Annotated in this window: 12 protein-coding genes; all 12 read left to right on the forward strand. The window is 70.7% G+C overall.

Going from position 1 to position 14,828, the window contains the following annotated elements; all coding sequences use genetic code 11:
• Positions 1-39 precede the first annotated feature (39 nt).
• A complete protein-coding gene (gene gatC, locus E5671_RS32080) occupies positions 40-336 on the forward strand; it encodes an Asp-tRNA(Asn)/Glu-tRNA(Gln) amidotransferase subunit GatC (protein ID WP_016642027.1) in 297 nt (98 codons plus the stop codon).
• A 6-nt stretch (positions 337-342) separates the two neighbouring features.
• Positions 343-1,848 carry an Asp-tRNA(Asn)/Glu-tRNA(Gln) amidotransferase subunit GatA gene (gatA, locus tag E5671_RS32085; RefSeq protein WP_160507362.1) on the forward strand — a complete coding sequence of 502 codons (1,506 nt, stop codon included), beginning with the start codon at positions 343-345 and terminating at the stop codon, positions 1,846-1,848.
• A 5-nt stretch (positions 1,849-1,853) separates the two neighbouring features.
• Positions 1,854-2,087, forward strand: a complete 234-nt coding sequence (locus E5671_RS32090; protein ID WP_160507363.1) for a hypothetical protein — start codon at positions 1,854-1,856, stop codon at positions 2,085-2,087.
• A 16-nt stretch (positions 2,088-2,103) separates the two neighbouring features.
• The gene (gene gatB / locus E5671_RS32095; protein WP_160507364.1) at positions 2,104-3,615 is read left to right on the forward strand and encodes an Asp-tRNA(Asn)/Glu-tRNA(Gln) amidotransferase subunit GatB; all 1,512 of its coding nucleotides are present in this window, start codon (positions 2,104-2,106) and stop codon (positions 3,613-3,615) included.
• Between the two features lie 146 nt (positions 3,616-3,761).
• On the forward strand, positions 3,762-5,015 hold the full coding sequence (locus E5671_RS32100; RefSeq protein ID WP_160510544.1) for an SLC13 family permease: 1,254 nt from the start codon (positions 3,762-3,764) through the stop codon (positions 5,013-5,015).
• Positions 5,016-5,143: 128 nt separating this feature from the next.
• The gene (locus E5671_RS32105; RefSeq protein WP_160507365.1) at positions 5,144-7,249 is read left to right on the forward strand and encodes a phosphocholine-specific phospholipase C; all 2,106 of its coding nucleotides are present in this window, start codon (positions 5,144-5,146) and stop codon (positions 7,247-7,249) included.
• Positions 7,250-7,462: 213 nt separating this feature from the next.
• Positions 7,463-9,736, forward strand: coding sequence for an MMPL family transporter (locus tag E5671_RS32110; RefSeq protein WP_160507366.1), 2,274 nt, complete (start codon positions 7,463-7,465; stop codon positions 9,734-9,736).
• The gene (locus E5671_RS32115) at positions 9,705-10,283 is read left to right on the forward strand and encodes a GNAT family N-acetyltransferase (protein ID WP_160507367.1); all 579 of its coding nucleotides are present in this window, start codon (positions 9,705-9,707) and stop codon (positions 10,281-10,283) included. Before E5671_RS32110 ends, E5671_RS32115 begins: the two co-directional genes overlap by 32 nt.
• A 35-nt stretch (positions 10,284-10,318) precedes the next feature.
• Positions 10,319-10,924 (forward strand): hypothetical protein, encoded by a 606-nt coding sequence (locus E5671_RS32120; protein ID WP_160507368.1) that lies wholly within the window; start codon positions 10,319-10,321, stop codon positions 10,922-10,924.
• A 181-nt stretch (positions 10,925-11,105) separates the two neighbouring features.
• Positions 11,106-11,291, forward strand: a complete 186-nt coding sequence (locus E5671_RS32125) for a hypothetical protein (protein WP_160507369.1) — start codon at positions 11,106-11,108, stop codon at positions 11,289-11,291.
• Between the two features lie 77 nt (positions 11,292-11,368).
• Positions 11,369-14,473, forward strand: a complete 3,105-nt coding sequence (locus E5671_RS32130; RefSeq protein ID WP_160507370.1) for a helix-turn-helix transcriptional regulator — start codon at positions 11,369-11,371, stop codon at positions 14,471-14,473.
• A gap of 79 nt (positions 14,474-14,552) precedes the next feature.
• Positions 14,553-14,816 (forward strand): DUF6191 domain-containing protein, encoded by a 264-nt coding sequence (locus E5671_RS46495; RefSeq protein ID WP_336605897.1) that lies wholly within the window; start codon positions 14,553-14,555, stop codon positions 14,814-14,816.
• The last annotated feature ends 12 nt before the right edge of the window (positions 14,817-14,828 follow it).

Below are 14,828 nucleotides of genomic sequence, written 5' to 3' on the forward strand. Positions count from 1 at the left end.
GGGCCACAAACCACACACTCACCCCCAGAGGATCGCCGCATGCCTGGCATTACGCGCGAGGAGGTCGCCCACCTCGCCCGCCTAGCACGTCTTGAGCTGAAGGACGAGGAGCTCGACCACTTCGCCGGACAGCTCGACGACATCATCGGCGCGGTCGCACGCGTCTCCGAGGTCGCCGACCAAGACGTACCGCCGACCTCCCACCCGCTGCCGCTGACGAACGTCATGCGCGCGGACGAGGTCCGTCCGTCGCTCACCCCCGAGCAGGCGCTCTCCGGAGCCCCGGCCCAAGAGCAGCAGCGTTTCAAGGTGCCGCAGATCCTGGGGGAGGACTAACCCACCATGACGGACAGCAAGATCGACATCATCAGGCTCACCGCCGCCGAGATCGCCGCGAAGGTCGTGTCCGGCGAGCTGACCGCCGTCGAGGTCACCGAGGCCCACCTCGCCCGCATCGAGGCCGTCGACGAGAAGGTGCACGCCTTCCTGCACGTCGACCGCGAGGGCGCCCTCGCGCAGGCCCGCGCCGTCGACGCCAAGCGGGAGAAGGGCGAGAAGCTCGGCCCGCTGGCCGGTGTCCCGCTCGCGCTCAAGGACATCTTCACCACCGAGGGCATCCCGACCACCGCCGGATCCAAGATCCTCGAAGGCTGGATCCCGCCGTACGACGCGACCCTCACGCGCAAGCTGAAGGAAGCCGACGTCGTCATCCTCGGCAAGACCAACATGGACGAGTTCGCCATGGGGTCCTCCACCGAGAACAGCGCGTACGGCCCCACCGGCAACCCGTGGGACCTCACCCGCATCCCCGGCGGCTCCGGCGGCGGCTCAAGCGCCGCCCTCGCCTCGTACGAGGCCCCCCTCGCCATCGGCACCGACACCGGCGGCTCCATCCGCCAGCCCGCGGCCGTCACCGGCACGGTCGGCGTCAAGCCGACGTACGGCGGCGTCTCGCGCTACGGCATGGTGGCGTTCTCGTCCTCCCTCGACCAGGGCGGTCCCTGCGCCCGCACGGTCCTGGACGCAGCCCTCCTGCACGAGGCCATCGCCGGGCACGACCCGCTCGACTCGACGTCCATCGACGCCCCGGTCCCCGCGGTCGTCGAGGCCGCGCGCAACGGCTCCGTACAGGGCATGCGTGTCGGTGTCGTGAAGCAGTTCGCGGGCGAGGGCTACCAGGCCGGTGTCGTCCAGCGCTTCCAGGAGTCGGTCGCCCTGCTCAAGGAGCTGGGCGCCGAGGTCGTCGAGCTGGACTGCCCGTCCTTCGACCTGGCGCTCTCCGCGTACTACCTGATCGCGCCCTCCGAGTGCTCGTCGAACCTCGCGCGCTTCGACGCCATGCGGTACGGCCTGCGCGTCGGCGACGACGGCACGAAGTCCGCCGAGGACGTCACCGCGCTGACCCGCGAGGCCGGCTTCGGAGACGAGGTCAAGCGCCGCGTCATCCTGGGCACATACGCCCTGAGCTCCGGCTACTACGACGCGTACTACGGAAGCGCCCAGAAGGTCCGCACCCTGATCACGAAGGACTTCGAGAAGGCCTTCGAGCAGGTGGACGTGATCGTCTCGCCCGCGACGCCGACCACCGCCTTCCCGATCGGCGAGCGCGCCGACGACCCGATGGCGATGTACCTCGCGGACGTGTGCACCATCCCGTCGAACATGGCCGGCAACGCCGCCATGTCGCTGCCCTGCGGTCTCGCGCCGGAGGACGGCCTGCCCGTCGGTCTGCAGATCATCGCCCCGGCCATGAAGGACGAACGCCTTTACAAGGTGGGCGCTGCCGTAGAGGCCGCCTTCGTGGAAAGGTGGGGTCACCCGCTGCTTGAGGAGGCACCGTCACTGTGAGTCCCATGACTGCCAAGGCCAAGGGCTTCAAGAAGTCCAAGCCCGGCGCGTACCTGTCGATCGCCACGACCGCCTTCGGCGCGGTCTCCGTCGTCAAGCAGGCCCGTATGGCCCGCAAGGACAACGACACGCTCCGGCTCATCGACGCCGCTGTCTCCGCCGCCGCCATCGCCACCGGCCTCGCTCTGCTCCTTCGTGAGCTGAAGAAGCTCGGCGACGACGACGTCCTGCTGGGTTGAGAGGGAAAGTTTCACCGTGACTGTCACGACTGACCTGGTGTCGTACGAGGAAGCCCTCGCGACGTACGACCCCGTCATGGGCCTTGAGGTCCATGTCGAGCTGGGCACCAAGACCAAGATGTTCTGCGGCTGCTCCACCGAGCTCAAGCAGGGCGCCAACAGCCAGACCTGCCCGACCTGTCTCGGCCTGCCCGGCGCGCTGCCGGTCGTCAACGAGATCGGCGTCGAGTCCGCCATCAAGATCGGCCTCGCGCTGAACTGCGAGATCGCCGAGTGGTGCCGCTTCGCCCGGAAGAACTATTTCTATCCGGACATGCCGAAGAACTTCCAGACCTCTCAGTACGACGAGCCGATCGCCTTCAACGGCTATCTGGACGTCCAGCTGGAGGACGGCGAAGTCTTCCGCGTGGAGATCGAGCGCGCCCACATGGAGGAGGACACCGGCAAGTCCACGCACGTGGGCGGCGCGACGGGCCGTATCCACGGCGCCTCGCACTCGCTCCTGGACTACAACCGCGCGGGCATCCCGCTCATCGAGATCGTCACCAAGCCGATCGAGGGCGCGGGCGAGCGGGCTCCCGAGGTCGCCAAGGCGTACGTCGCCGAGCTGCGCGAGGTCATCAAGGCGCTCGACGTGTCCGAGGCCCGGATGGACAAGGGCCAGATGCGCTGCGACGTGAACCTCTCCCTGCGTCCGCACGGGCGCGTGGAGTTCGGTACGCGCTCGGAGACGAAGAACGTCAACTCGCTCCGTTCCGTGGAGCGTGCGGCGCGGTTCGAGATCCAGCGTCACGCCGCCGTCCTGAACGGCGGCGGAACGATCGTCCAGGAGACCCGTCACTTCCACGAGGACGACGGCTCCACGACGTCGGGCCGCATCAAGGACAACGCCGAGGACTACCGGTACTTCCCGGAGCCCGACCTCGTCCCCGTCGCCCCGGCCCGTACGTGGGTCGAGGAGCTGCGTGCCGGTCTCCCCGAGATGCCGCGCGTGCGCCGCAACCGCCTCCGCGAGGAGTGGGGTGTCTCGGAGCACGACATGCAGTCGATCCTGAACGCCGGTGCGGTCGACCCCATCGTCGCGACGATCGAGGCGGGCGCCGACGCGGCTGCCGCGCGCAAGTGGTGGATGGGCGAGATGGCCCGCAACGCCAACGAGACGGGCAAGGCCCTGGACGAGCTGCCGGTCACGCCGGTGCAGGTCGCGCGGGTCGCCGAGCTCGTCGCCAAGGGTGACCTGAACGACAAGCTGGCCCGCCAGGTCTTCGAAGGCGTCCTGGCCGGCGAAGGCACGCCGGACGAGGTCGTCGAGAAGCGCGGCCTGAAGGTCGTCTCGGACGAGGGCGCGCTGTCCACTGCCGTGGAGGAAGCGATCGCCGGTAACCCCGGGGTGGCGGACAAGATCCGCAGCGGCAAGGTCGCTGCGGCCGGCGCGTTGGTCGGTGCGGTCATGAAGGCCACCCGCGGCCAGGCGGACGCGGCCCGCGTCAAGGAACTGATCCTGGAGAAGTTGGGCGTGGAGGGCTGAAGCCTCTCGCCAGTACGGCCTGAACCGCCGCTTCGCGGCGGATCTTTCCCGCCCGCCCACCCGATTGCCCTGGGGCCATCGAGTGGGCGGGCGGGGTGCTGTTCGTCCCGCCGCACCATCGCAAGCCCCGGGCCCCGGAGCCTCCCCTGAACACCCTCACCGCCGAGATCCTCTCCGTCGGCCTGCTTCTCGCCGTGCTCGCGTTCGCCGTCATACGGCCCAGACAGTGGCCCGAGGCCGCCGCCGCGCTGCCCGCCGCCGGGATCGTCGTGGGGGTCGGGGCCGTCTCGCCGCGGCATGCGCTCGCCGAGGTCGAGAGTCTGCTGCCCGTGGTGGGGTTCCTTGCCGCCGTGCTTGTGCTCGCTCGGCTCTGCGCGGACGACGGGCTCTTCGCCGCCGCAGGGGATCTGGTGGCCCGGCTCTGCGGTGGGCGGACGAAGGCGCTGCTCGGCGGGGTCTTCGCGGTGGCCGCCGCCGTCACCGCCGTGCTCAGCCTCGACGCCACCGTCGTCCTGCTCACCCCCGTCGTCCTCGCCACCGCCGCCCGCGTCGGGGCGAGGCCGCGGCCGCACGTCTACGCCACCGCCCACCTCGCCAACTCGGCCTCGCTCCTGCTGCCCGTCTCCAACCTCACCAACCTCCTCGCCCTCACCGCCAGCGGGCTGAGCTTCACGCGGTTCGCGCTGCTCATGGCGTTGCCGTGGGTGGTTGCCATGGGTATCGAGTACGTGGCCTTCCGGCGGTACTTCGCCGTCGATCTGGACGCGGGCGCCCTTGAGCCCAAGGAGACCGAGCCGACCGCCGTGCCGGTCTTCACCCTGGCCGTCCTCGGGCTCACGCTCGCCGGGTTCGTGGTGACCTCACTCGCGGGCCTCGAACCCCTGTGGGCCGCCCTCGCGGGGGCCGCCGTCCTCGCGAGCCGTGCGCTGCTGCGACGGCGTACGAGCGCCACCGCACTCGTCCGCTCCGCGAACCCCCTCTTCTGCCTGTTCGTGCTCGCGCTCGGCATCGTCGTCAAGGCGGTCGTCGACAACGGCCTCGGCTCCGGCATCGAGTGGCTCCTGCCGGACGGAGCCTCGCTGCCCGCGCTGCTCGCCGTGACGGCCGTCGCCGCCGTGCTCGCCAACCTGATCAACAACCTGCCCGCGATCCTCGCCCTGCTGCCCTCCGTCGCCCCCGCGGGCCCTGGCCCCGTCCTCGCCGCCCTGATCGGCGTCAACATCGGCCCGAACCTGACGTACGTCGGCTCGCTCGCCACCCTGCTGTGGCGCCGCATCCTCCACGACCACGGCACGGACGCCGAGTTGGGGACCTTCACCCGCCTCGGCGTGCTGACCGTGCCCCTCACACTGGCGGCGTCGACCGTCGCGCTCTGGGCGGGGCTGCTGATCGGCGCCTGAGCCCCAGGCATCCGTTCATACCGACTTCGTCCCCAAGTCTTCACACGGATACCGGACTTCACTAGCGTCCCGCCGAGTAGGTCAATGGATCAGCGGAGAACCATTGGCCGTCGACTGGAGGTCGTTACGTGTCCCCGGAGATTTCCCGCAGGCGACTGATGGCAGTCGGCGGTGGCGCGGTCGGCGCCGCCGCCGTCGGATCCTTCCTGCCCCCGTCGTTGCAGCAGGCACTGGCGCAGGACCGGCACAAACCCGGCAGCGGCGGACTCGACTCGATCGAGCACGTCGTCATCCTGATGCAGGAGAACAGGTCCTTCGACCACTACTTCGGCGCCCTGCGCGGCGTACGCGGCTTCGGCGACCGCAACGCCGTCCGGCTCCCGAGCGGCAAGTCCGTGTTCGAGCAGCCGGGCGTGCTGCGCACCGTCATGCCCTTCCCGGTCCGCGAGGCCGCGGCGGCGCAGAAGAAGGACCTGCAGTACATCGGCGCCCTCGACCACTCCTGGAGCGGCGGCGCCAAGGCCTGGCACGACGGCTGGATGGACGGCTGGATCACCGCCAAGACCGCGGCGACCATGGCGTACTACACGCGCGACGACATCCCGCTGCACTACGAACTCGCCGACACCTTCACCGTCTGCGACGCCTACCACTCCTCCATCCACACCTCCACGAGCCCCAACCGCAACCACCTGTGGAGCGGCAAGACCGGCTTCGAGGCGGACGGCGGCCGCGCCGTCGAGAACGACGCGTACGACGAGGGCAAGCACCCCGGATACGACTGGGGGACGTACGCCGAGCGCCTGGAGAAGGCGGGCGTGAGCTGGCAGACGTACACGGAGTGGGAGAACTTCACCGACAACCAGATCGAGTTCTTCACCACCTTCAAGGCCATCGCCCGCAAGGTCCTCGCCAAGACCGGCCTCACCTTCATGGAGGCCTTCTACGCCAAGGTGCGCGACGCCAAGGACGACGCCGAGCGCGAGAAGCTGCTCGCCACCCTGGAGGAGGGCGTCGCGACCCTCACGAAGGCGGAGAAGTCGCTGTTCGAACGCGGCCTTCGGCGCGTGCCCACCGGCAAGCTCGCCGAGGAGTTCGCCAAGGACGTCGCGGGCGGCAAGCTGGCGAAGGTCAGCTATCTGGTGCCGTCCGCCCTGGACTCCGAGCACCCCAGCGTCTCCTCGCCGATCCACAGCGCGACCATCGTCTACAAGGTCCTGGACGCCCTCGCCTCGCACCCCGAGGTCTGGCGGCGCACCGCCGTCTTCATCAACTACGACGAGAACGACGGCTTCTTCGACCACGTCCCGCCGCCCGTCCCCGGCGGCGAGAGCGACGAGGCGAAGGAGGAGCGCTGGCAGGGGCGGCCGACCGGCCTCGGCGTGCGCGTGCCCATGCTCGTCGTCTCGCCCTGGACCGTCGGCGGCTACGTCTGCTCCGAAGTCTTCGACCACACCTCGGTCGTGCGCTTCCTGGAGAAGTGGACCGGCATCGAGGAACCCAACATCAGCGCCTGGCGCCGCAAGGTCACCGGCGATCTCACCGGCGCCTTCGACTTCAGACGCGGCCACCGGCAGCCCGAGGTGGAGCAGCCCGGCGCCATCCCGGAGTTCAGCGGCCGCTGGTCCCCGCAGCCGCCCCTGAAGCAGTCCATGCCGGTCCAGGAGCCGGGCACCCGCCGCGCCCGCCCGCTGCCCTACCAGCCCGACGCGTACGTGAAGCGGGGCGAGAGCGGTGCTCTCTCGGTGCGGCTGCGCAACGGCGGACGCTCCAGCGCGCACTTCGCGCTCTATCCGTACGCCGGTGAATTCACGGCCCCGCTCCACCAGGACGTCGTACGCGAGGGCTCCTGGACCGTTCCGGTGCCCGAGGACGCGTACGACTTCACGGTCACGGGGCCGAACGGCTTCCGGCGCGAGTTCGCGGGCGGCAAGGACGGCGGCGCGCAGCTCGCCTCCGCGATCACCCGCCGCGAGATCCACCTGACCCTGGCCAATCGGGGCCGCAAGGAACTCGTCTTCACCGTCAAGCCGCTCGGATACGTGGACGAGCACGACGTCAGGAGGCGCACGAGGGTCGTGCGCGTCAAGGCGGGCAGCAGTCGCACGATCGCCTGGCACACGGCAGACGAGCACGGTTGGTACGACATCCAGGTGACGGTCACGGGTGAGCCCGTATTCCGACGGCGTCTGATGGGGCACATAGAGAACGGACGCGCGAGCGTATCGGGCTGAAGCCACAGTTCTCAGGGTGTGCGAGGTTCCGATGGGGCCTCGCACACCCTTTGTGCTCTTGTGAGGAAGCCCACGAACCGGACCAACGATCTCCAGGCCCTGTCAAAGTGTCTTTGGCGCTTTTGTCATCGCTCATACGTTCTTTGCGGGCTGTTCAGGTCATTCAAGACGGTTCCCGATAAAGATCCACGAACCACATCAGGGAGCCGGTCAGTGGCAGCACTCGCACGGTGGTGTGTGAAGCACCGCCTCCTCGCAGTACTGCTCTGGCTCGTCGCTCTTTCGGGCGCCGCGAGCGCCGCGGCGCTCGCCGGATCCTCGTACTCGAACGACTACGAGGTTCCGGGCACCGAGTCCGGCCGTGCGACCCAGCTCCTGAACGAGGGCTTCGAAGGTCTCGGCGGCGACAGCAACACCGTCGTCTGGAAGACCGAAGCGGGCACCACCGTGCGCGCGGCGGACGTCGAGCAGACGATGACCGACACCCTCGACAAGATCGAGGACATGCCCGCCGTGGCCTCCGTCAGCAGCCCGTACGAGGGGAGCGGCGCCGCACAGATCAGTGACGACGACCGCATAGCGTACGCGAACGTCACCTTCCGCGAGCAGGCCGACGACATCGACAAGGCGGACGCACAGGCACTCGTCGACACCGCGAAGGCCGCCGATTCGGACAGCCTGGACGTCGAGCTCGGCGGCAGCGCCGTCGCCCTCACCGAGTCCAAGAGCGCGCAGACCGCCGAGATCGTCGGGGTCGCCGTCGCCGCCGTCGTGCTCTTCCTCGCCTTCGGCTCGCTCGCCGCGTCGATCCTGCCCATCGCCACGGCGCTGGTGTCGGTCGGCACGGCCTACGCCGGCATCGTGCTGCTCGGGCACGTCATGACCGTCGCGGACTTCGCCCCGATGCTGGGCACGCTGATCGGGCTCGGCGTCGGCATCGACTACGCGCTCTTCATCGTGACCCGCCACCGCAAGGGCCTCAAACAGGGCCTGCCGGTGGCCGTCGCCGCGGAACGCGCGGTCGCCACCACCGGGCGCGCGGTCGTCTTCGCGGGCGCCACCGTGTGCATCGCGCTGCTCGGCATGCTCATCCTGCGGCTCAGCTTCCTGGGCGGCGTCGCGATCGCGGGATCGCTGACCGTCCTCCTCACGGTCGCCGCGTCCGTGACCCTGCTGCCCGCCCTCCTGTCCTGGATCGGACCGCGTGCGCTCAGCCGCCGCGAACGCCGCGCCCTGGCCGAGCACGGCCCGGCCCCGGAGCTGCCCACCGGGCTCGCCGCCCGCTGGTCCGCCTTCGTGGAGCGGCACCCGAAGCTGCTCGGCGTCGTCGCCGTCGCCGTGATGGCGCTGCTCGCGCTGCCCACACTCTCCCTCCACCTGGGCACCTCCGACCAGGGCAACAACCCGGCGTCGGCCACCACACGCCAGGCCTACGACCTGCTCGCGGACGGCTTCGGCCCCGGCGTGAACGGCCCCCTCACCCTCGTCACGGACGTCGAAGGAGCGGGCGACCGGCTCGCCCTCACCAACCTCGTCCCCACACTGGAATCGACCAAGGGCGTCGCCTCCGTCAGCCCCGTCACGTACGACACCGACGGCACCGTCGCCCACATCACCGTCGTACCGGACTCGTCCCCCCAGTCCGAGCGGACCAGCGATCTCGTCGACCGGCTCCGCGACGACGTGCTGCCCATGGCCGAGGCCGACACATCGCTCGACCTGGCGGTGGGCGGTGTCACGGCGAGCTACGACGACTTCGCGGAGATCATCGTCGGCAAGCTGCCGCTCTTCGTGGGTGTGGTCATCGGCCTCGGCTGCGTCCTGCTGCTCCTTGCCTTCCGGTCCATCGGCATCCCCCTGAAGGCCGCCGCGATGAACGTGGCCGCGGTGGCGTCCGCCTTCGGGGTCGTCGTCGCGATCTTCCAGTGGGGCTGGGGGAGCGAGCTGCTCGGCCTCGGCTCGGCCGGACCGATCGAGCCTTTCCTGCCCGTGATCATGGTGTCCGTACTCTTCGGGCTCTCGATGGACTACCAGGTCTTCCTGGTCAGCCGGATGTACGAGGAGTGGCTGGAGACCGGCGACAACCGGCGGGCCGTCCGCGTCGGCCTCGCCGAGACGAGCCGCGTGATCAACTCAGCGGCCGTGATCATGATTTCGGTCTTCCTGGCCTTCGTCCTGAGCGGCGACCGGGTCATCGCGATGTTCGGCATCGGCCTCGCCGCCGCGGTCGCGCTCGACGCGTTCGTCCTGCGTACGTTGCTGGTGCCGGCCCTCATGCACATGCTGGGCGGCGCCAACTGGTGGCTGCCGCGCGGCCTCGACCGCTGGCTGCCGCGCATCAGCATCGAGCCGCCGGAATGTCGTTCGAGTACGGCCGTCGTGAGTGCGAGGATCCGGGGGCAACGGGACGCGCGGGACGGCGCGGACGTGGTGCCGGACGGAATGAAGGAGCGGGATGTTCGCGATATCGCTGGGCGAGGGCGCTGAGCTGAGGCCCATCGAGCCGTGGCAGGCGCAGGAGTTCCTCACGCACGTCGAGCGTGCGCGGGAGTACGCGGGGCCTTGGGTGCCCCTGACCGTACGGGCGAAGGACCTCGAATCGGCGCGGGAGCTGCTCCAGATGTTCGCCGACAGGCAGGCCGCCGACACGGGGCGCCTGTACGGCATCTGGCTCGATGACACACTCGTCGGCGGTGTGCTCTTCCGGATCTTCGACACGGCCACGGAGAGCTGCGAGGTCGGCGTCTGGCTTGAGCCTTCGGCCGCCGGACGCGGTCTGATCACCAGGGCGAGCCGGGTCCTCATCGACTGGGCGGTGGACGAGCGCGGCATGCACCGCGTGGAGTGGATGGTCTCGACGGCGAACGACCGCAGCAAGGCGGTGGCGAAGCGGCTCGGGATGACCAAGGACGGGGTGCTGCGGGAGTGCTTCCCCTGGCAGGGGGTGCGGCACGACATGGAGGTGTGGTCGGTGCTCGCACCGGAGTGGCGGAAGGCGCGCGAGGCTCGTCAAGGCGCCGAAGCGGCTCGTTAAGAAAGCTCTCAGACTCCGTCCGTACGGTGCGGGGCATGGGAACTAAGACAGAGGACGAGATCGCGGCCGAGGCGGCCGCAAAGCCCGCAGAGCCGGAGGCCGCGGACACCGCCGACACCACGGACGCCGCGAAGGCGGACGCCGTCAAGGTGGAGAAGACCGCCCCGGCCGATGACGCCGTCGAGGGCGACGACGCCGATGACGCCGACGAGCTCGTCGTGGTGGACGAGGTCGCTCCGGCCAGGTCCACCGGCGTGTTCCAGGGCGCCGCGGCCGTCGTCTCCGCCGCTCTCGGTGTGATCGGCCTGTCCGGCGGCTGGCTCGGCACGGTCGCCGCGGCCCGCTCGAACATCGTCGGTCAGCTCGAGACCAAGCAGTCGGCGAGCGTCGCCGACCAGATCCAGGCCCTGTACGGCGACTCCTGGCAGGTCACGGCGCTGATCGCCGGAGCCTTCGCGCTCGCCGCGCTGGTCGTCGGGTTCGTCGTCCTGGTCAGGCCCGCGTTCGGCGCGCCCGACCAGGTACAGGCACCGTGGATCAAGTCGGTGGCCTGGGCGGGTGTCGCCCTGGGCGTCATCGGCCTGCTGCTGGCCATCGCCAAGTACTCGGACCTCATCTACGGTCTTCCGTCGACGAGTTGATGGCAGCCCCACCGGCGTTCTGAGCCTTAGGGGGGTGGGAGAGGCCTAAGGGCCTCTCCCACCCCCCTAAGGCATTTTGCCCCCTCAAGATGCGGCACTCTCCCGATGTGCCGCCCCTCCCTGGCAGACGAAAGTAGAGGTCAGAAGGAAGTCAGCAGCCAGCAGAAGCCAGGGAGTTCCCATGTTCGAGTACGAGATGCACCAGCTGCGCGCCGCCGAGCTCATCCGCGAGGCCGACCGCCGCCGTCTCCTGCGCGAAGCCCGTGAGGCCAAGGCGGAGCGCGCCGCCCGCCGCTCGGCCCGCCACGAAACCGAGGGGCGGGTGAGTACCAGCCAGCGGAGAAGCCGCTTCACCCGGGCCGCGTGATGGGGGAGACGGCGGCGACAGAAGCGCCTGTTTCTGCCCTCGGGATATTCGCTGCCACCAAGCACTCACCCTGTGCGATGCTCACCGCTGTGGAGACCAGGTCCGTAAGCCCCGTGTTCGTCGGCCGCTCCGACGAGCTGGGCGTACTGAACGACGCACTCGCCCGTGCCAAGGGGACGACCCCCGGCACGGGCGAGCCGCAGGCGTTGTTGCTGGGCGGCGAGGCGGGCGTCGGCAAGACCCGCCTCATCGAGGAGTTCACCGCGGCGGCCCGCGCCGAAGGTGCCGTTGTCGCGCTCGGCGGCTGCGTCGAGATCGGCGCGGACGGCCTCCCCTTCGCCCCGTTCTCCAGTGCCCTGCGCTCCCTGCGCCGCCAGCTCCCCGACGAGGTGGACGCCGCGGTCGCCGACCAGGAGGGCGAGCTCGCCCGGCTCCTGCCCGAACTGGGCGAGGCACCGCAGCGCCGCAGGGGCACCGACGCACAGCACGACGAGGAGGGCATGGCCCGCCTCTTCGAGCTGACCGTCCGCCTCCTGGAGCGCCTCGCCGCCGACCGTCCGGTGGTCGTCGCCCTGGAGGACCTGCACTGGGCCGACGCCTCGACCCGGCACCTCCTCGCCTACCTCTTCCGCACGCTGCGCAGCGGCCGCCTCGTCGTCGTCGCGACCTACCGCGCCGACGACATCCACCGCCGCCACCCGCTGCGCCCGCTCCTCGCCGAGCTCGACCGCCTGCGCACGGTGCGGCGCATCGAACTGTCCCGCTTCAGCAAGGTCGAAGTGGCCCGGCAGATGGCGGGCATCCTCAGCGCCGAGCCCGAACCGTCCCTGGTGGACGACATCTTCGACCGCTCGGACGGCAACGCCTTCTTCGTCGAGGAGCTCGCGGTCGCCTCGCACGGCAGCAGCTGCGCGAGCCTCACGGACTCCCTGCGCGACCTCCTCCTCGTACGCGTCGAGGAGCTGCCCGAGGACAGCCAGCGGGTGGCAAGGATCGTCGCGGAGGGCGGCTCGAACGTCGAGTACCCCCTGCTCGCCGCGGTCGCGGGGCTCGCGGAGGACGACCTGATCGAGGCGCTGCGGGCCGCGGTCGGCGCCAACATCCTGCTGCCGTCACCCGACGGCGACGGCTACCGCTTCCGGCACTCCCTGGTGCGCGAGGCCGTCGGCGACGATCTGCTGCCCGGTGAGCGCTCCCGGATCAGCCGCCGCTTCGCCACGGTCCTCGAAGCCGACCCCTCCCTCGTCGCCGCCGACCAGCGCGCCGCCCGCCTCGCCAGCTACTGGTACCACGCGCACGACGCGGCGAAGGCGCTCCCCGCCGTCCTGCGGGCCTCCGTCGAGGCCCGCCGCCGCTATGCGTACTCCGAGCAACTGCGCCTCCTCGAACGGGCGATGGAGCTGTGGGACGACGCCCCCGAGGACATCCGCCTCGAACTGCGCCCCCTCGACTACGCCGAGGTCTACCCTCCCTGCGGCTGCGACCCGGCGACCACCCCGCTGCGCTACCTCGACCTCATGGCGGAGGCCTCCGTCGCGGGCCGACTCTGCGGGGAGCGGGAGCGCGCCCTGAAGATAACCAAGCGTGCGTTGCGGCTCCTTGCGGACGAGGACGATCCGCTGCGCGCGGCCTGGTTCTGGATCCAGCGCTCCCGGCTCACCTCGACGCTCGGCCGCGGCGACGGCTGGGCGGAGATCGCCACCGCGCAGGAACTGGTCCGCGGCCTCCCGCCGTCCGAGGTGCACGCCGAAGTACTGACCAACGTCGCCTCCTGGGGCATGCTCCACAACCCCGGAGCCGAGACCCTGGCGTCGGCCCAGCGCGCCGTCGAGTACGCCCGGATGGTCAAGGCCGAGGAGACCGAACTCAATGCCCGGCTCATCCTCGGCGGCCTCCTGGTCGACGCGGGCGACGTCGAGCAGGGCTTCGCCGAGATGTACGCGGTCAGGGACCGGTGCGTGGAGCCGCCGGGCCTGGTCTCCCGCATCCCGCACATCCACGTCAACCTGCCGTCCGTGCTCGAAGGCGCGGGCCGCTCGCTCGAATCCCTGGAGGTCGGCGATCAGGGCCTCGCGCTCTGCCGGAAGTACGGCCTCACGGACACCGAGAGCTGGGTCCAGGCCAACAAAGCGGAGTCCCTTTTCTCACTGGGCCGTTGGGACGAGGCGGTCGAGGCCTCCGAGGCGGCCCGCCGTGGTGCGCTCAGCGTCAAGCCGCGGGGCGGTGCCGCCCTGCAGCTCGCCTTCATCGCGCTCGGCCGGGGTGACTTGGCCGAAGCCGCCGCCCAACTGGCCACGGCCCGCGGTCACTACGGCTCGCACGATCGCATGCCGCAGTACTTCCTGCCCATGATCCACGCCGCCCTCGGCATCGCGGGGGCCGACCCCGACCGCGCGTCGGGCGTCGCCGCGGCGCGCGCCGAGCTCGAACAGGCCCTGGCCAAGGGCTTCCCACCCAGCACTCAGCGCTACACCTGGCCCCTGCTGCTCGCCGCTGCCACCTCGGAGGCCGATACGCGCGGCCTGCCCGCAGCCGAGCCCGGCAGGGCCGATGCCATCGACAGCATCCGCCGAGCCGCGAGGCGCCTCCCCTCGCCCATGCCGGTCTGGGTCGCCTACGAGAAGTGGGTCCGCGCCGAACTCCTGCGCGCCGAGGACCGCGACACCCCCGCCGACTGGTCCGCCACGGTCACCGCGCTCGAAGCCGTCGACCGCCCCTACGACTTGGCCCGCGCCCGCCTCCGGCTCGCCGAGTCCCTCCTCGCGACCTCTGCCGGCGTGGGCGCCGAAGCGGATCGTGAGCGCGCCGCCGGGCTGCTGCGGCAGGCCCGCGAGGTCGCCGAGCGCCTGAGGGCCCGGCCCCTGGCCGACTCCGTCGCCGGACTCGCCCAGCGCGCCCGCCTGACCCTGAACGACGACGACTCCGCGATCCCTCACCTCACCCCGGTCGACCCCGCCGAAGCGCTCGGCCTCACCAGCCGGGAGCGGGACGTGCTCCGCCGCGTCGCCGCGGGCCGCAGCAACCGCCAGATCGCCGAGGAGCTCTTCATCTCCCCGAAGACGGCGAGCGTCCACGTCTCCAACATCCTCGCCAAGCTGGGCGTCGCCGGCCGGGGCGAGGCGGCGGCCCTGGCCCACCGCCTGCGCCTGTTCCCCGCGGAACGCGCACAGTCCGCCGGCTGACCTGCGCTTTCCCGGCCCCGGTGGGTTCCGCAGGCACTCGCTTACGCTGGTAGGAGGAACCCGGCCGCCAGGAGGCGCAGTGTTCAACCCGATCGAGCTTTTCCAGCCCGGCCGCAAACACACGCACGACGAGCAGAAGCGGCTGGAGCTGAGCCGGGTCGACGTTGCCGACGGCGACCCGGGCCGCGGCCCGATAGACCTGACCTCCGGCAAGGTGGTGGTGAGGGTGCCGCAACAGGCTGCCGCCCTGGAGCCAAACCCGACCGCCGCAGCCGCCGCAGAGCCCCCTACCACCACCGACACGCCCCCGGCCCCCGCAGCGGCCACCGATCACGACCGTTAGCCCGCGCTGGGG

The sequence above is a fragment of the Streptomyces sp. BA2 genome (assembly GCF_009769735.1).
In the GTDB taxonomy this organism is placed as follows: Bacteria; Actinomycetota; Actinomycetes; order Streptomycetales; family Streptomycetaceae; genus Streptomyces.

What these genes read in the sequence shown, in the direction of transcription:
- gatC (WP_016642027.1), top strand. Translation starts at nt 40, where the DNA reads ATGCCTGGCATTACGCGCGAGGAGGTCGCCCACCTCGCCCGCCTAGCA.
- E5671_RS32125 (WP_160507369.1), top strand. Translation starts at nt 11,106, where the DNA reads ATGTTCGAGTACGAGATGCACCAGCTGCGCGCCGCCGAGCTCATCCGC.
- E5671_RS32115 (WP_160507367.1), top strand. Translation starts at nt 9,705, where the DNA reads ATGTTCGCGATATCGCTGGGCGAGGGCGCTGAGCTGAGGCCCATCGAG.
- E5671_RS32130 (WP_160507370.1), top strand. Translation starts at nt 11,369, where the DNA reads ATGCTCACCGCTGTGGAGACCAGGTCCGTAAGCCCCGTGTTCGTCGGC.
- E5671_RS32090 (WP_160507363.1), top strand. Translation starts at nt 1,854, where the DNA reads ATGACTGCCAAGGCCAAGGGCTTCAAGAAGTCCAAGCCCGGCGCGTAC.
- E5671_RS32120 (WP_160507368.1), top strand. Translation starts at nt 10,319, where the DNA reads ATGGGAACTAAGACAGAGGACGAGATCGCGGCCGAGGCGGCCGCAAAG.
- gatA (WP_160507362.1), top strand. Translation starts at nt 343, where the DNA reads ATGACGGACAGCAAGATCGACATCATCAGGCTCACCGCCGCCGAGATC.